Origin of the sequence: Pandoraea capi, assembly GCF_902459735.1 — a bacterium.
GTDB classification, from domain to species: domain Bacteria; phylum Pseudomonadota; class Gammaproteobacteria; order Burkholderiales; family Burkholderiaceae; genus Pandoraea; species Pandoraea capi.
In genome coordinates, this window is record NZ_CABPRV010000008.1 from 151,376 (window position 1) to 168,444 (window position 17,069).

At 64.5% G+C, this 17,069-nt stretch carries 17 protein-coding genes; 3 read left to right on the top strand and 14 right to left on the bottom strand.

Annotation, left to right across the window (positions count from 1 at the left end; all coding sequences use genetic code 11):
• Positions 1-2 precede the first annotated feature (2 nt).
• From PCA20602_RS16995 to PCA20602_RS17025, 7 genes are all read right to left on the bottom strand, one after another.
• Complete coding sequence (locus PCA20602_RS16995) at positions 3-656, bottom strand: cupin domain-containing protein (RefSeq protein ID WP_246182205.1); 654 nt, start codon at positions 654-656, stop codon at positions 3-5.
• Positions 657-726: 70 nt separating this feature from the next.
• Complete coding sequence (locus PCA20602_RS17000; RefSeq protein ID WP_150722228.1) at positions 727-1,440, bottom strand: DUF1989 domain-containing protein; 714 nt, start codon at positions 1,438-1,440, stop codon at positions 727-729.
• A 17-nt stretch (positions 1,441-1,457) separates the two neighbouring features.
• On the bottom strand, positions 1,458-2,798 hold the full coding sequence (locus tag PCA20602_RS17005; RefSeq protein ID WP_246182206.1) for a M20 family metallo-hydrolase: 1,341 nt from the start codon (positions 2,796-2,798) through the stop codon (positions 1,458-1,460).
• Entirely contained in the window at positions 2,795-3,652 is an 858-nt protein-coding gene (locus PCA20602_RS17010) for an amino acid ABC transporter ATP-binding protein (RefSeq protein ID WP_150722229.1), read from the bottom strand. The genes PCA20602_RS17005 and PCA20602_RS17010 overlap by 4 nt, the downstream gene beginning before the upstream one ends.
• 6 nt (positions 3,653-3,658) lie before the next feature.
• On the bottom strand, positions 3,659-4,315 hold the full coding sequence (locus PCA20602_RS17015) for an amino acid ABC transporter permease (RefSeq protein WP_246182207.1): 657 nt from the start codon (positions 4,313-4,315) through the stop codon (positions 3,659-3,661).
• 17 nt (positions 4,316-4,332) lie between these two features.
• On the bottom strand, positions 4,333-5,019 hold the full coding sequence (locus PCA20602_RS17020; protein ID WP_150722230.1) for an amino acid ABC transporter permease: 687 nt from the start codon (positions 5,017-5,019) through the stop codon (positions 4,333-4,335).
• 39 nt (positions 5,020-5,058) lie between these two features.
• Entirely contained in the window at positions 5,059-5,925 is an 867-nt protein-coding gene (locus PCA20602_RS17025; RefSeq protein WP_150722231.1) for a transporter substrate-binding domain-containing protein, read from the bottom strand.
• Positions 5,926-6,016: 91 nt separating this feature from the next.
• On the opposite strand from PCA20602_RS17025, the gene PCA20602_RS17030 reads away from it, so the two are divergent.
• Together PCA20602_RS17030 and PCA20602_RS17035 are read left to right on the top strand one after the other, a co-directional pair.
• Positions 6,017-6,223, top strand: coding sequence for a hypothetical protein (locus tag PCA20602_RS17030; protein ID WP_150722232.1), 207 nt, complete (start codon positions 6,017-6,019; stop codon positions 6,221-6,223).
• Between the two features lie 133 nt (positions 6,224-6,356).
• Positions 6,357-7,481: an alpha-hydroxy-acid oxidizing protein gene (locus PCA20602_RS17035; RefSeq protein ID WP_150722233.1), complete on the top strand. Its 1,125-nt coding sequence runs from the start codon at positions 6,357-6,359 to the stop codon at positions 7,479-7,481.
• Between the two features lie 108 nt (positions 7,482-7,589).
• Here PCA20602_RS17035 and PCA20602_RS17040 read toward each other — a convergent pair whose 3' ends face one another.
• The 7 genes from PCA20602_RS17040 to PCA20602_RS17070 all read right to left on the bottom strand — a co-directional run bounded on the left by PCA20602_RS17040 (position 7,590) and on the right by PCA20602_RS17070 (position 15,979).
• Positions 7,590-9,146, bottom strand: coding sequence for an indolepyruvate oxidoreductase subunit beta family protein (locus PCA20602_RS17040; RefSeq protein ID WP_150722234.1), 1,557 nt, complete (start codon positions 9,144-9,146; stop codon positions 7,590-7,592).
• Positions 9,137-11,284: a thiamine pyrophosphate-dependent enzyme gene (locus PCA20602_RS17045; RefSeq protein WP_150722235.1), complete on the bottom strand. Its 2,148-nt coding sequence runs from the start codon at positions 11,282-11,284 to the stop codon at positions 9,137-9,139. Before PCA20602_RS17045 ends, PCA20602_RS17040 begins: the two co-directional genes overlap by 10 nt.
• Positions 11,285-11,355: 71 nt before the next feature.
• Positions 11,356-12,057, bottom strand: coding sequence for an ABC transporter ATP-binding protein (locus PCA20602_RS17050; protein ID WP_217432459.1), 702 nt, complete (start codon positions 12,055-12,057; stop codon positions 11,356-11,358).
• Between the two features lie 128 nt (positions 12,058-12,185).
• Complete coding sequence (locus PCA20602_RS17055; protein ID WP_150722236.1) at positions 12,186-12,941, bottom strand: ABC transporter ATP-binding protein; 756 nt, start codon at positions 12,939-12,941, stop codon at positions 12,186-12,188.
• The gene (locus tag PCA20602_RS17060; protein WP_150722237.1) at positions 12,941-13,879 is read right to left on the bottom strand and encodes a branched-chain amino acid ABC transporter permease; all 939 of its coding nucleotides are present in this window, start codon (positions 13,877-13,879) and stop codon (positions 12,941-12,943) included. The genes PCA20602_RS17055 and PCA20602_RS17060 overlap by 1 nt, the downstream gene beginning before the upstream one ends.
• Positions 13,876-14,748, bottom strand: a complete 873-nt coding sequence (locus tag PCA20602_RS17065; RefSeq protein ID WP_150722238.1) for a branched-chain amino acid ABC transporter permease — start codon at positions 14,746-14,748, stop codon at positions 13,876-13,878. The genes PCA20602_RS17060 and PCA20602_RS17065 overlap by 4 nt, the downstream gene beginning before the upstream one ends.
• Before the next feature lie 70 nt (positions 14,749-14,818).
• Entirely contained in the window at positions 14,819-15,979 is a 1,161-nt protein-coding gene (locus PCA20602_RS17070) for an ABC transporter substrate-binding protein (protein WP_150722239.1), read from the bottom strand.
• 107 nt (positions 15,980-16,086) lie between these two features.
• Here PCA20602_RS17070 and PCA20602_RS17075 point away from each other — a divergent pair, with 107 nt between their 5' ends.
• Complete coding sequence (locus PCA20602_RS17075) at positions 16,087-17,007, top strand: LysR family transcriptional regulator (protein WP_277990493.1); 921 nt, start codon at positions 16,087-16,089, stop codon at positions 17,005-17,007.
• Positions 17,008-17,069 lie beyond the last annotated feature (62 nt).

Genomic DNA, 17,069 nt, shown 5'->3' on the forward strand with positions numbered 1-17,069 from the left:
TCCTAGAAGGTCGGTGGCGTATTGATCCAGAGCACGCGGGTCACCGTCTCGCCGGGATTGCGATAGCTGTGCGGCAACGTGCTCGGGAAGTGAAACGAATCCCCGGCGCGCAGCACATGACGTTCCTCGCCGAGCATCAGTTCCAGCGTGCCCTCGATCACGTAGCCCAGCTCCTCGCCGATGTGTGATATCTGCTCATCGCTGCTCGTGTTGGGCTCGATGACGTGGATATCCCCTTGCAGCAGTTGCCCCTGCCCCGGTACGACCACGCGTTCAAGCATGATGGAGCCGCGATTGCGCTTGGTCGGAAAGCGCACCACCGGCCGCTGATCGCTGCGATGCACCGGTGACGACGTGAGATCGGGACCGGAGACCAGCTCACCGATATTCGTGTCGAGCGCGTGGGCGATGCGATGCAGCGTGGCCAGCGAAGGCGTTGCGTTGGCGCGCTCGACCTTCGAGAGCAGGCTCTCGGAACATCCGGCGAGTTCAGCAAGCGCCTTGAGCGTGAGTTGCCGCACGAGCCGCGCGTGCTTGAGCCGCAGGCCGAGCGAGTCGTTGGCCCCCGGGGCGCCGGCCGTCTTGCGGCCCGCGCCGCCGGAACCACTGGCGTGGCCCGGCGCGGCAGAAGATGAGGCGGATTGACGTTTAGCCACCGTGATTTATCGAATAGGGATGAATGCAGCAAACTCAGCGGGAAACCGCAGGAAAATCCGCGCAGGAAAATCAGGCCAGCACCGTGAACTCGACTTCCACCGGGTTCAGGGCGTTGATCGGAATGATATCTTGCGGGCACGCCGACATCACGACCACACAATCCATCACCGCACGAATGTCGACATAGTCGCCCGCCTTAGAGACCGGCGGCAGCCAGTCGATCGAGTAATCGGACTTGATCGGGATGTTCATCCACAGATTGAACGGCTGCGGCACTTCGCGCGCGCGCAGGCCGATGGCCTTGAGCGCGAGCCGCATGTTGTCGGCGCAGTTGTCGTGATAGCCCTCGACGCCAAGATTACGGTAGCGATACAGATCGCACGCGGCGATGAGCGTGTCGTGCACACCCGGCGACGTGTCGGTCACCAGCTCCGCAATCGGACGGCGATGGTTCGTCACGAGCGGATCGCCGGGATGCGGAATCACCTTGTCCAGATAGGCCCGCGTGTGCTCGAACGACAGAAACTCGTTGAGGTGCTCGGCGTTGAAGATCCACGTATCGCAGACCTGCGTGCCGTGAGGATTTGCAATGCGGATCGTCTGGCCCGCCTTCACGCGAACCGCGCGGCCGCTGCGGGCGGGCACGGTGTAGGTCTTGCCCGGTTCGGGGGTGCCGTCGGCGGAGATCGGTTCGGCCAGCGTGGCGTTCTCGCCCAGGGCGTTGCCGTTGTCGGGCGAGTGCGTGTGATCGTGCGTCTGGTCGTGGGTGTGGCTGTGCGACATGGTTGGCAAACTCCTGTTCAGAAGGGATGACTGAGTGTCGTGATGCAGTGTGCGAGTGCCCGGGCACCGAGCACGAGATGAGCGTCGTCGGTAGCTTCGGCCGGATTGTGGCTGATGCCGCCCCGACTGGGGACGAACAGCATGGCCGTGGGGCAATGCTGTGCGAGGTACATGGCGTCGTGGAATGCGCCCGAGGTCAGGCGAGGCACGGGGCCACAGACCGATGCGCAGGCCTGCTCGACGTGCCCGAGGACATCGGGATGAAACGCGACCGGCGCATGCTGGAACAGTGCGCGCGCCGACACGCCGTGCCGCACGACGCACTGCGCGAGTGCGTCGTCGAAACGCGCGAGCACTGTCGGATCGGGATGACGAAAGTCGACGGAGAACGTGACTTGCGAAGCAATCGTATTGATCGCGTTCGGCGTGACCGACCAGCGACCGAACGTCACACGCGTGTGTTCACCACCTAGCGACAACGCGATCGCTTCGAGTTCGGCGCGCACGGCACAGGCCAGCGTCATGGCGTCGCGCCTTGCGGCCATCGGCGTCGTGCCCGCGTGCGCGGCCATGCCTTCGCAACGGATGTCGTACCAGCGCACGCCCTGAATGCCGTCGACGATACCGAGCGGTGCGCCCGCCATCTCCAGCAAGGGACCCTGCTCGATATGCAACTCGACGAAGGCGCGCATCGGCGCTGCCAGCGAGCGCGCCGTCAGCCCCGGCAAGGCGCGTGTATGCGCATCGATCGCGTCGGCCAGCGGCACACAGTCTGCGTCGGTCACCGGCAGATACTGCGCCAGACGAGAGGGCTCGACGTACGCGCTGGACCCCATCGCGCCGGGCTGAAACCGGGTGCCCTCCTCGTTGGTCCAGACCACCACGTCCACCGGATAATGCGTGCGGATATCGAGTGCAGCGAGCGTGGCCAGCACCTCCATGCCCGCCAGCACGCCATAACACCCGTCGAGCTTGCCGCCGGTCGGCTGGGTGTCGGCGTGACTACCGGTCACGACCGGCGGCACGTCGTGGGCGCCGGGGCGACGAAAGAACAGATTGGCGCACGCGTCGACATGCACCTCGCATCCCAACGCGCTGGCGCGCTCGACCAGCCAGGCGCGCGCGTCGAGATCGACGGGACTCAGCGCCGGGCGATCGACACCGCCGTCGGCGCGCGCACCGAACGACGCCAGTGTCTGGATGCTGTCGAGCAGACGCGCCGGATCGACATGGGCTGCGACCCGGTCCGCGATGTCGCGGGTAACGTCGTCCGCGAGATGCCGGACATGACGATCAGCGTCGCCACTATCGACGCCGTGGTCCCCGGCCTGATGAGACGACATCGGTGAGGCGCTCATGATTGCCCCTCCACGAGACGCATGGCGGGCGACACAGGCGCGACCGGCGCGATTGAGGCGGCCTCGCTCCCCGGCAAACTGCGCTCGAACCACGGCTTGAGAAACTGTTGCAGACGTGGCGAGCGCGACTGACCGAACAATTGCGCGGGCGCGCCGATTTCCACGACACGTCCGGCTTCCATGAACACGATCCGGTCGGAGATCTTCGCGGCGAAGCTCATCTCATGCGTGACCATCACCATGGTCATGCCGTCCTGACCGAGGCTGCGAATCACGGTAAGCACCTCTTCGACCAGTTCCGGATCGAGTGCAGACGTCGGCTCGTCGAGCAGCATGACTTCCGGCTCGATCGCCAGCGCCCGCGCGATGCCGACACGTTGCTGCTGACCGCCGCTCAGCCTCGACGGATAGACGTCCGCCTTGTGATCCATGCCCACACGCCGCAGCGCGCTCATCGCCTTGGCGTGCGCCTCACGCTTGCCGATCTTTTTCGAGAGCACGAGCGGCGCGGCAACGTTCTCGACGACTGTCATGTGCGGCCACAGGTTGAACTGCTGAAACACCATGGCGACCGGCCGCCGGACTTCCGCGATGGCTGCATCGCTGTCGCGATCGCGCTCGCTGCGTCCCGGCGAGTGATAGCCCAGCAACTGGCCTTTGATCCACACTTCCCCTTCGTCATAGGCTTCGAGGAAGTTCATGCAACGCAGCAACGTCGTCTTGCCGGAACCGGACGGGCCGATCAGGGTGACGATCTCACCGCGTGCGATATCGAGATCGATACCTTGCAGCACGCGCACGTCGCCATAGGACTTGCCGACGCCACGTAGCGAGAGAATCGGGAGTTGGCTCATGGACGTCTACCGAAGAAAAGGGATGAAACGCAGGGCACGGCGCGCCATCATCGCGACCGACTGCGTGAGCAGCCAGTAACCGGCGATGAGCAGCGCATACGGCAACACATAGGTGTACGTGGAGGACACGATGTCACTGGCGGTCATGGTGAGCTCGGGCACCGTGATGATCGACGCGACCGCGCTTTCCTTGATGACGAGAATGACCTGATTGGCCAGCAACGGCAGCGCGAAGGCGAGCGCCTGCGGGCATTCGATCGCACGAAACACGGCCCAGCGACCAATGCCGAAGGCTTGCGCCGCCTCCCGCTGTCCGCGCGCGACGCTGTTCCAGCCCGCGCGGAAGATCTCCGCGAAGTAAGCGGCGGCGTAGACTGCCAACGACACCACGGTGGCGTCGACCGCGTCGAGCGTGATGCCCAGCGCCGGCAGACCGAAGTACACGATCATCAGTTGCGAGAGATACGGCGTGCCGCGAATGAGCCACACGTACAGACGGTACGGCAGGCCCAGCGCACGCGGGAAACGCAGGCGTAACGCGTTCAGTACGAAGCCGCCCGCCATGCCGAGCACCGCGGCAATCACACTGACCTCCAGCGTGACGAGCATCGCCGCGAGATAGCGTGGAATGAGCGGCAGCATCGCCGAAATGAGATCGTTCACGAGTCGAGGCTCCGGGCTCAGGTACGGCGCGCCATACGGCGTGCCCAGACGGCGCCGGCCGCCGACACCAGCGACGTGATGACCAGATAGCCGAGTGCGGCCATGGAATACACCTCCAGGGGGCGGTACGTCGCAGACGCCAGTTGCTGCCCCACGCGCGTGAGATCCGTCACCGTAATGACCGACACCACGGCCGATGCCTTCACGACGTCGATCACTTCGGACACGAGCGCGGGCGACGTCAGCGCCGCGACCTGCGGCACTTCGATGCGCCAGAGCGTCTGCGAGCGCGTCAGGTTGAAGGTGCGCGCCGCTTCGATCTGACCGGCAGGAATGGCGCGAAAGCCCGCGCCGAGAATCTGCGACTGATAGGCCGCCGTGTTCAACGCAAGGCCGATCACGGCGGCGATGCTGCCGGGCCAGGTCAGCCCCAGCGCCGACGGAATGAAGTAGCACACCAGCAACTGCGCGAGCACCGGAGTGCCGCGCACGATGCTGATGTAGATACGTGCGACCCGCGAGACGACACGGCCACCGCTCGTCTCGACGAGATACAGAAACACCCCGCCGAAGAAACCGAACACCACGGCCACCGCCGAGATCCACAAGGTCGTGACCGCGCCGTCGAGCATCTGCGGCAAGTAGCCGAGACATCGGGCAAGGAGATCGGGAACGATCGTGGGAGCAAGAGCGGCAGCGTTCATGGTGTCGGGGCTGGCGAGGGGTAGACGTGTCGGCCTGCGTTACATCGTGGGTTCGGGAACGGCGTCGGCCGGTACGTCCATCGTCGAGCCGAACCACTTCAGCTGGAGTTGCTTCATGGTGCCGTCACGGTTGGCACGGGCGATGCCGTCGCTAAAGAGTTTGACGAGCGCGGCGCTGTCGGCGTCCTTGCGTCCAACCCACGCGAAGTAGGTCTTCGGGCCGATCGTCTGCGACAAGATCGTGAACACACCGGGGCGTGCCTTCATCAGCGGTCCAAGATTGGCGACCGATTGCGCGACGGCATCGATGCGACCGACCGCGAGATCGGCGTAGGCTTCATCGAACGCGACGTATTGCTTGATCTGCTTGATGCCTGCACCGCCGTCGGCCTTGAGCTTCTTGTCCAGCGCGATGAGCGCCTGAAGCTGCGCCGAACCGGTTTGCGAGCCGACGGTCTTGCCGTTCAGATCGGTGGGCGTCGCAATGCCCTTGTCCCCTGCGCGCACGAGCACGCCGGTCGTGGCATCGGCCACCGGCACGGTGAACGCGAAGTGACTCGCGCGGTCCTTGTTGATCGTGACCGCCGTGACCACGATGTCGAAGCGCTTCGCATCGAGACCGGGCAACAGCCCCTGGAACGGCAGGTCGAGTTGCTTGACCTTGACGTCCGGGAGCGCCTTGAGCACGTATTGCATGAGATCGGCGTCGTACCCGACGATCTTGCCGTTCTCTACCGACTCGAACGGCGCATAACGCGCTTCGGTAGCAATCGTGATTTCCTTGTTTGACTTGACTCGGGCGAGCAAGTCGGCGGTTTGCGCCCACCCCGATGTGGCCGTCAATAGCGCGACCGAGCCGGTCAGCGTGGCCACCAGAGTGCGAATGAGAGAGAACGACTTTTGCATGATGCTCCTTGTCAGGCCAGTACTGCCGAAGATCGGCTTTATGAAATAAACATGAAATCCATTCAAGTCACTTGAATACGAGTCCATGAGCATGAACCGTGCCAACGTGACGGATGACGCACCGAAAGCCCCGCCGGTATTGGCTGAGGCAGACAAAAGCGACGGGCATTGGGAGATGGGCCGGCACGCAGGCGCGTGTCGACCGGGTGCGGACATGCACCTCACGCGTGCACGACGCACCGAAAACGGCACGATGCGTCATATAGATGGCATCTATCCGGCGCAGAAAAACAGATGATTTGCCTTATCCGGACGCCGTCCTTAGCATGGGTCGCATCCGGGGCGCGACGACACGGCGAGGGGTGTTGCATCGCGCATTCGTGCCTTCGTGCATGCCGCAGCCCCGGCACTCATAAGAACAGGAGACAACGATGGCCAGTCCGGTCAACGTCGACGATTTTCGAGAACTGGCGAGACAGCGGCTTCCCCGCATGGTGTTCGATTACATGGAAGGCGGGGCGGAAAGCGAAAGCGGGCTGCGACACAATCGCGACGTCTTCGAAGGCGTTCGCTTTGCGCCCCGGCGTCTGGTGGACATCAGCCGCCGCGCGATCGACACCACGCTCTTCGGCAAGCCGCTGCGCGCCCCGCTGCTGATCGCGCCCACGGGTTTGAACGGCATCCTCTGGCCCCACGGCGACATCGTGCTCGCCAGGGCTGCCGAGCGATTCGGCATCCCCTTCATCCTGTCGACGGCGTCCAATGCGTCGATAGAAGATGTGGCGCGCGCCGCCGGTGGCGACCTCTGGTTCCAGCTCTACGTCGTGCATCGGCGATTGGCCGAGCGCATGGTCAAGCGTGCGCTGGATGCAGGCTACAGCACGCTGGTGCTCACGACCGACGTTGGCGTGAACGGCAAACGCGAGCGCGATCTTCGTAACGGCTTCGGCGTGCCGGTCCGTTACACACCGCGCACGCTGCTCGACGGGGTGCGACACCCGCGCTGGTCCGTCGATCTATTGCGACATGGTGTTCCGCAACTGGCGAACTTCGTGTCATCCGACGCGAACGATCCCGAATTGCAGGCCGCGCTCATGAGCCGGCAGATGGATGCCAGCTTCTCGTGGGACGATCTGGCAAGACTGCGCGATCTCTGGCCGCATCGATTGCTCGTCAAAGGGCTGAGTCGGGTAGATGATGCGCAGCGGTGTGAAGCGATGGGCATCGACGGCGTCATTCTGTCCAATCACGGCGGACGTCAACTGGACGGTGCCATCGCACCGTTCGAGGTGTTACCGTCAACGCGCCGGGCCGTGAAGATGCCCGTGCTCATCGACAGCGGTATCCGGCGCGGTGCGGACGTGGTCAAGGCGGTGGCGTCGGGCGCCTCGGCCGTGCTGATCGGACGGGCGACGCTGTACGGCCTCGCAGCGCTGGGCGGGCAAGGCGTGGATGCCGTGCTGGAACTCTTCCGGGACGAGATCGACCGCACGCTGGCGCAGATCGGCTGTGCCAGCGTGGCCGAGCTGGATGCGAGCTATCTGTGGGCGTCGTAACCCACGACGCCCCACAACTCCCCTTGATGGCGGCGTCGCTACCCGGCAGTACCTTCTGCCGGACGGCGACGCCGTAGCACCGGCCTCAGACTCCGTGGCGCAACAGCATCAGGCCCGCTTGGGATTGGGCGAGAAGCGAATCGGCCGGGCCTGAATCTCGGGCGCGGGAAGCCCAAGCGTCTTCGCCAGCGTACGGCTCTCGGGGTCGGCCAGCGCGGCACGCCGTGCGGCCTGCAGCCGCGTTACCTGCTCGGCATTCGTGCGTGTACCGGGCTTCGTCACATCATCGAGAATGCTGCGCAAGTTGGCTCGCCCGCGAAGATGCGTCTGCCCGTAGCCCTTGACGAGATTGCCGCACAGCGCCAGCTCGTACGCGAGCGCCGCCGAGCGCGGCAGTGCTGCGCGAATCGCCGCCAGCCATTCGCCGATCAGTGCCTGCTCTTCATGAAAACGTGCCGAATGCCGTCGCCAGCGTCGCAGGCTGCGCAACGCAACCAGCATCGCGAACCCCGAAATGCTCGTCGTCTTCACGTGAAGGCCCACGTGGACGTCTGCGCCCCGACGCTGTCCCCAGCGGCGCACGAGACTCGCCATGCCCTTCGGCAGGACCGAACACAGCTCCTCGATGCCGGGCTTGAGATACTCGACCAGCATCACCGGTTCGTCCGGCTTTGCACCGACCTCCGCCCGCACGCGCTGAAGGCGTTCGCGCCGCGTCTTCAGATCGGCCACCCGGATCACGTCTTCGTAGCTCATCCACAAGGCGAGATAGCGCGCCGCCTCCAGCGACACGGGATACCCCGCCGCACCACCGCCAGCATCGCGCTCAAGGGCGACGATCTCGTCGACCCGGCCGAGATAGGTCTCGACGTAACGCGCGTCCTGATAGTCCCCGACCTGATCGATGCCCGCCGAGAGAATGGTGCGCAACGCCTGGGGATAGGCAGCCAACCGCGCGGACAGCTTGCCCTCGCGCGCCGGTGCGGCCCCCTGCTGCGCCGGCTTCGCGCTCAGCGTTGGTTGCCCGCCCGATACCGCGAGGGCGTAACCGGCGGCGAAGCCGGCCAGACTGGCCTGCACGGCCTTGCCGGTGCGACGAATGGCTTCCTCGCACGCGGCGCGCGACAGCGGCAGCGCACCCGCACCGACCAGCGCCCCGAACATCACCGTATTGATGACCGTACCGTTGGCGAGCGCGAGGGCGCGCAAGTCGCCGAACACCGCCGTACGCGCGAGTTGTGTGGCGGCATCGACGATCGGTTGCGTGTCGTAACGACCGTCGCCCATGGCGGTCTTTTCGACCACCGCATACTCGCGATGGGTCGACGCGACCAGCGTGGTGCGCCCCGGCGTGACCCAGCCGCGCTGGATCGCACGCCCGGCTTCGACGATCTCCGACGCCACCACGGCGTCCACACTGCCCGGGCTGGGCGTGAGCGACAGAATCGGTTCCTTGCCGCCGAGTTCGCTGCGAGGCTGCGGGAAAATTTCGACGTAGTAGGTCGTGGCCCCCGTGCGTTGCGCGACCCCGGGGATCGATGTGCTCTGCACCGGAAAGTCGTGCTGATTCGCCGCTTCGATCAGCCAGTCGGTCAACACGCCGCCGCCCTCACCGCCCAGTGCGGCGATCAGCACGGTGACGCTACGCGTTTTGCTCACTGCCATGCCTGCCTCCGGGCGCTGCCCGCCATGCGATCGATCACGAAATTACGGAAACCGGCCGAAATACGATCCCATCGCGTCGGGTTCTGAATCACTTCGGCCTTGTAGAAAGACGGGCAAAGAATCGCCGCGTGCGAGACTTCACCGCAAAGACCGCAGCCCACGCATCCCTGATTGACGGTCGCGACGGGATCGGTCCGCAAGGCGCTCGGGTTGTCCTTGATCGTCAGCGACGGGCAGCCGGACAACCGTATGCACGAGTGATCGCCCGTGCACACGTCGTCGTCGATGCCGAAGCGGGTGCGCACCACGCGCTTTCCGCCCTTGAGCCGCGCGGCCTGTTGCGGCTTGATGCGACGCTGACGCTCCAACTGGCATTCGCCATCCGCAATCACGACCTTCAAACCGGGGGCCTGCGTCGTCACCGCGTCCGTCAGCGTCTTCACCATGTCGCCGACCTGATAGCTCGGCACCGTACGGATCCAGTCCACGCCCACACCGCGCAGCGCCTTCTCGATGTCCAGCGACTTCGGAATTGCCTGGCTCGATACGGTGGACGGAATCTCCTGCGTACCTGTGGCCGACGTATAGCCGTTCTTCATGATGACGAGCACCGAATCCTGCTCGTTGTGGACCGCGTTGACGACACCCGAGGTGAACCCGTTGTGCCAGAAACCGCCGTCGCCCATGATGCTCACCACGCGGTTGCGCATGAGGGGCGCGACCCCGGACGAACTCGCCAGCCCAAGGCCATAGCCGAGCACCGTACTGCCGACGTTGAACGGCGGCAGCGTGCCAAACGTGTGACAGCCGATGTCCGCACTCACATGCACCGCGCCGACCTTCTCCTGCATCAGCTTCATCGCCGCGAATACCGGCCGCTCCGGACAACCGACGCAAAAGCCCGGCGGACGGCTCGGCACCGGCGCCGCGCCCAGCGCCTGCGCCCCTTGCGTGCGCTGCGCCACCAGCGCTGCGCCGAGGTCGCCAACGCCCGCGACATCGAGGCCGGCCGGACGCGTCGCGTCGATGAACCGGGCAACGCCATCGACCAGCACCTCGCCCGTGTATTCGCCATAGGCCGGCAGCATGTCCTTGCCGTGAACGGCAGTCATCGCGCCCGAGCGCCGCAGAATCGCCTGAATCGCGTCTTCGATGTAGGCCGGTTGCCCTTCCTCGACCAGCAGCACCGACTGTTTGCCTTCGCAGAATTGTTCGATTTCGTCGGCAACCAGCGGATACACCACGTTGAGCACGTGAATCGGAATGTGCGGCTCGCCGAAGGCATCTGCGAGTCCGAGCTGTTGCATCGCGCGGATCAGGCCGTTGTAAAGGCCGCCCTGCACGATGATGCCGACGTCCTGACACCGCGCACCGGCAAACGTCTCGTTGAGCTTTGCGCGACGAATGTAATCGACGGCTGCGGGCCAGCGGTCTTCGATCTTCTGCTTCTCGTGGACGTAGGTCGACGGCGGCAGACAGATCTTGTCGTAGCTGACCTGCGCATCGTCGATCAGATGATCGCGCGAGATCGCGGGTGCGCGGTTGTCCTTGCTCACGAACGCGCCATGCACATGGCAAGCGCGAATGCGCAGTTGCAGCATCACCGGCGTGCTGCTCGCCTCCGACAGCTCGAAGCCCTGCTCCACCATGTCGACGATGGACGTCAGGTTCGGTCTCGGATCGAGCAGCCACAATTGCGACTTCATCGCGAACGCATGCGTGCGTTCCTGAATGATGCTCGACCCTTCGCCGTAATCTTCGCCAAGGATGACGACCGCGCCGCCCTTGACACCGGCCGACGCCAGATTGGACAGCGCGTCGGACGCCACGTTGGTCCCGACCGTCGACTTCCACGTGACGGCGCCGCGCACGGGATAGTGGATCGAGGCGCCGAGCATCGCCGCCGCCCCCGCTTCGGACGCATTGTTCTCGAAATGAATGCCTAGCGAATCGAGCAGTTCACGCGCGTCGCCCAGCACATCGATCAGATGCGAGACGGGCGCGCCCTGATAGCCGCCGATATAGCTCACGCCCGATTGCAGCAGCGCCTTGGTGACGGCGAGGATGCCTTCGCCGTGAAAGACTTCTCCCGCCCCCATCGAGAGACTCTCCACCTCTCGCTTGAAAGACCGTTCCATACTCTCTCCCACGAACCTCTGAACCCGCCGCATCACTGCCCCATCGGGCGAGCGTGCGGCGGAACGTTTGTTTACATCCCCAGATAAGCCTGTTTGACGCGTTCGTCGCCCAGCAACTCGCTACCGGTGCCCGACACCACGATCCGGCCCAGTTCCATCACGTATCCGTAGTCGGCAATGGAGAGCGCCGCGTGGGCGTTCTGCTCGACAAGGAGGATCGGGATGCCGGACGCGCGCAACCGTTTGATGACGTCGAACACTTCCTGCACGAGCTTGGGTGAAAGCCCCATCGACGGCTCGTCGAGCAACATCAGCCGGGGACGGCACATCAGCCCCCGCCCGATCGCCAGCATCTGCTGCTGCCCGCCGGACAACGTGCCGGCCAGTGCCTGACGCTTTTCGACCAGCGCCGGAAAGATGTCGTACACGCGCGCCATTTCCACGTCCCGGTCGGCGCTACCCAGGGTGTAGCCGCCCAGAATCAGGTTCTCCTCGACGGTGAGACCGGCGAAGACCTGTCGTCCCTCCGGCACGTGCGCCATGCCCCGGGCGACGCGTTTGTCGGCACGCAGACGCGAGATGTCTTCGCCGTACAGACGCACGCCTCCCCCGGACGCCGACACCACGCCGGACAACGTGCGAAGCAGCGTCGTCTTGCCCGCGCCGTTGGCACCGACCAGCGTGACCAGTTGTCCCGACGTCACGGAAAAGTCCACGCCGAAGAGCGCCTGAATGCGTCCGTATCCTGCCGTCAGACCGCTCACCTCCAGCACCGGACGAGGCTGACTGCCCGCTGCGCCGTCGGGCGAGCCTGGCTTCGTCGGGCGCGTGTGCAGCGCGACGTGCATCGGCTCGGCCGTGCGCGCCACGCCTTGCATTGGGGTATCCACTCTCGATACGTTCATGCCATGGCTCCCAGATACGCCGCGACGACCGCCGGATTGCTGCGGATCTCCTGTGCATTGCCTTGCGCGAGCACCTTGCCGAAATCGAGCACGAGAATCCGGTTGGCAATCGCCATGACCATGTTCATGTCGTGCTCCACGAGCATGACCGTCACCCCTTCGTCGGCAACGCGCCGGATCAGCTCGCTGATCTGTGCGGTGTCGGTATGGTTCAGCCCGGCAGCCGGCTCGTCGAGCAGCAACAGGCGCGGGCGGGCCGCGAGCGCCCGGGCGATTTCAAGACGCTTGAGCGCACCGAACGGCAAGCCCTGTGCGGGCGAATCGGCGTACTGGCTCACTCCGGCGAACTTCAGGCATTCGCGCGCATGATCGCGGGCTTCGGCTTCAGCACGCGCGAGCTTCCGTCCGTAGAACATGCCGGCCAGCACGCCGTGGTTCAGGCGCAGATGCGCGCCCAGCATCACGTTCTCCAGCACGCTCAGATTCATTGCGACCTGAAGGTTCTGGAACGTGCGGCTCATGCCGAGCCTGGCCAGTTGTTCGGGTGCCTTGCCGCCGATCTCACCGCCGTCCATGCGCACATGGCCGCTCGACGGGGTGTAGACACCGGTAATGACGTTGAACAGTGTGGTCTTGCCGGCGCCGTTCGGCCCGATGACGGCATGAATGTCTCCGGCCTGCACCGAGAAGCTCAGATCGTCGATGGCAGTCACGCCGCCGAAACGCATGCTCAGATGGTCGACCTGTAGCATCACGACCTCCCGCGCATGAAGCGATTGGCCAGCGTCGGGACGATGCCGCGCGGCAGGAAGATCATCGTGACCATCAGCACCAGACCGAAGAGGATCAGCTCATACTCCTGAAGCCCGCCGAAGAGTTGAGGCAGCAACACGATGAGTGCTGCGCCGAGCACGACACCGAACGTCGACGCCATACCGCCCACCACCACGATCGTGGCCAGTTGCACGGACGACATGAAGCTCGCGAGTTGCGGCGTAATGAAGCCGGTGTAATGCGCGAGCAATCCCCCTGCGAGACTGGCGATCACCGCCGAGAGGACGAATACCCGCGCCTTGAATGCCGTGGCGTCGACGCCCATCACCCGAGCCGCCACCTCCGTGCCGTGCAGCGCCCGCAAGGCCCTGCCCGCCGGGGAGATGTACAGATTGAGCGACAGCACCACGACGATCACGAGCAGCACGGCCGCCGCGACATACCACGCCATCGGCGTTTCCAGCGTCAGCGAACCGATGCCGAACGGCCCGACCGCCATGCCGTCCGGGCCGCCCGTCAGCGCCCCCTCGTTGATGAGCACCAGATTGACGATGATGCCCAGACCGAGCGTGGCCATGGTGAGCGAATGGCCGCGCAGTCGCAGCATCGGGCGCGCAATGATCCACGCGACGATGCCGGTCCCCACCGCACCGCACACCAGCGCGGCTGACGGCGGCAGGTTGTAGGTGGTGGTGAGAATGCCGCTCGCGTAGCCGCCCATCGCCACAAACGCTGCGTGGCCGATGCTGATCTGACCGGCGAAGCCCATGAGCAGATTCAGTCCCACGGCGATCATGCCCGCGAACAGAATGCGAATCGCCACGTCCAGCATGAACGCGTTCGGCAACAGCCACGGCAATACGGCGAGTACGACGATGCCCAACCAGACGGAGCGGGCAAACAGATGGTTTTTCATACGCGCTCCGTCAGTCGGCCGCCGAAGATGCCGCGCGGCATCAGCAGCAGGACACCGATGATCATGATGAAAGGCACGGCATCCTTGTAGGCAGACGACACATAGCCCGCGATCAGCGCTTCGAGCAGCCCCACCAGCAGGCCGCCGACGACAGCGCCCGCGCCGCTGCCCAGTCCGCCGAGCGATGCCGCAACGAACCCCTTCATCCCGAGCATCAGGCCGAGGTCGTACACGGTCGTCGTGATCGGTGCGGCGGTGATGCCGGCGATCGCGCCGAGCAGTCCCGCCAGCCCGAACGACAGCAGCGTCACCACATGCGCCGGAATGCCCACGAGTTGCGCGGCAGAGCGGTTCATCGCCACGGCCCGGATCGCACGACCGATCAGCGTCTTTTTGAAGAACAGCGCGACGAGCACCATCAGCACGGCCGCGACACCGATGATCCACAGGCTCTGCGGCAGCAGTCTCGCCCCGGCGAACTCCAGCGGCGTGTCGCCGGAGAACGACGGCAACGTGTGCTGGTTCTTGCCGAGCAACAGTTGCGTGCCGCCTTGAATGAAGAGCGACGCCCCGATGGTGATGATGATCAGCGTGAGCGGATCGGCGCGGCCCGCCGGCGCAATGCCGAAACGTTCGAGCGCACCGGCGACACAGGTCGTGGCGACGATGGCAATGCCCGCAGCGAGCAGCGGATGTACCTGAAGCTGGATCAACGCCACCGTCACCATGCCGCCGAGCATGACGAAATCGCCCTGTGCGAAGTTGATGACGCCACTGGCGTTGTAGACGATCGTGAAGCCGAGGGCCACGAGCGCATAGATCGCGCCCACGGTCACACCGGCCATCACGAATTGCAGAAAGTCGTGCATGACGCATTCCTCACGACGAACGCGAAGCGCAGCGCCACCGGGCAGCGCCTCGCGCGAGATTGGAGACGGCTTACCTGGCCGCGACGAAGCGGCCGCCGCGAATCTCGACCATCCGGAACGCGCTGCTGTTCAGGCCCATATGGTCCGTCGGCGACATGGTGTACACGCCGCTCACGCCGACGAAGTTTTTCGTCTGCTCAAGGGCGTCGCGTACCTTCGCCTTGTCGGTCGAGCCGGCACGCTTGATCGCATCGGCCGCCATCATCAATCCGTCATAGGCGTAGCCGCCGAACGTGGAGACGTCCTGCTTGTACTTCGTCTCGTAGGCGAGCTTGTATTCGAGGCTGACCTGCCGTTGCGGATCGTTCGTCGAGAGTTGCTCGGCGATCAGCAGTGCGGGCGACGGCATGCGCACCCCTTCGGCGGCTGCGCCGGCAATACGGATGAACTCCGCCGATGCCTGCCCGTGCGACATGTAAAGCGGCACGCTCAGACCGAGCTGATGGAAGTTCTTGGCAATGATCGCCGGAGCCTGACCGGTCCCGAAGACAAACACCGCTTGCGGATTGGCGGCGCGCGCCTTGGTGAGTTGCGGCGTCATGTCCGCATCGCGCTCCCCGTAGCTCTGGTCTTCGACGATGGTCAGTCCGAGCCGCTTGGCCGCCTTGATGGTTTCGTTGCGACCCGACTTCCCGAAGCCGCCCGTGTCGGAGAGCAGTGCGACGCGCGTGATGCCGTGCTGCTTCATGTCTTCGAGCACTTTCTCTGCCGCCATCGTGTCCGAGTGCGGGACTTTGAAGACGTAAGGCTTGACCGGATCGACGATGACCGTCGCGGCCGCCAGCGAGACCGTCGGCACCTTGTTGGCGCTCGAAAGCGGCGCCATCGCCATCGTCGAGCCCGTGGTGGACGCACCGAGAATCAGATCGACCTTGTCCTGCAGGATCAGTCGCTTCGCCATGGCATTCGCCGTGTTGGCGTCGCTGCCATCGTCATAAACCGTTAGGACAACTTGACGACCGAGAATGCCACCCGCGGCATTGATCTTATCCACGTACTGATTCAGCGTCTTCTGCTCGGGATCGCCGAGAAACGACGCGGCGCCGGTTGCCGAGACCACAGCACCGATGCGAATCGGATCGGCAGCGTGGCTGGGGGGTGCCAGGGAAAAGGCGAGAAAGGGAACCACGGTCGCAGCAACGCGCGACGTGAAAGTCGTCAAGCGGGGCATGTTGTCTCCAGGTTGTTCTGTTTTGTGAGGCGAGTATAGAAATCGCTCGACGCACAAATCAAATCGATAATATGATTTGCAAAAATCGATGCCATCTATACGACCAAATGACGCGCGCTTCGACAGGAACGACCCGGCTGGATCTGAATTTGATTAGGGTTTTCGTTAGTATTTACGAGACGGGAAGCGTGACGGCAGCCGCCTCCCGAATGTTCGTGACGCAGCCGACGGTCAGTTACGGACTGGCGAAGTTACGCGAAGCCCTGCACGATCCGCTGTTCATTCGTACGGCCGACAAGATGGTGCCCACAGCGGTCGGCGAAGCCACGTATCGAAAATTCTCGAGTGCGCTGGTCACCATCGCCAGTGCGATCGAAGCACCGCAACAGTTCGACGCGCAGACCTCCACCCGACGCTTTCGGCTGGCGATGAGCGACATCGGCGAATTGATTTTTCTGCCGCCGATTTATGCGCGCGTCGCGTCGGCAGCGCCGCAGGTTGAAATCGAGATCGTGCAGGCGACGATCGACGAGGCGGCCAAATGGCTCGCGGCCGGCAAGGTGGATCTGGTGATCGGCAACATGCAGCTCGCCGGCGAGGGCATCCGGCGCAAGGGGCTGTTTCGCGAGCATTACGAATGCCTGCTGCGCAAGGGACATCCGGCGGCGCGGCCGAAGCTCAGTCTCACGCGCTTCGTCGAAGCGCGCCACGTCATGGTGACCTCACCGTTCTCGGGGCATTCGCTGGTCGAGCATGCGCTTCGCCAGCACAGCGTGAGCCGCCGTATCGTCATGCAGATCCTGCATTTCACGATCCTGCCGCAGTTGCTCGCGTCGAGCGATCTGATGGCGACGGTGCCGTCGCGCGTGGGACAGTATTTCGAACAGCTCGCACCGCTGCGCTCCGTGCCGCTACCCATCGAGATCGAACCGTTCGAAGTCGGCATGTACTGGCACGAATTTCAGGATGACAACCCGGCGCATGCCTGGATGCGCGATCTCGTCGACGACGCCCTCTCGCGCATCTGACCTCGACGGCCTTCGCGGGATGGTCGCAACATCCAGTCATGACGCCCCGTCACGACGGCCGT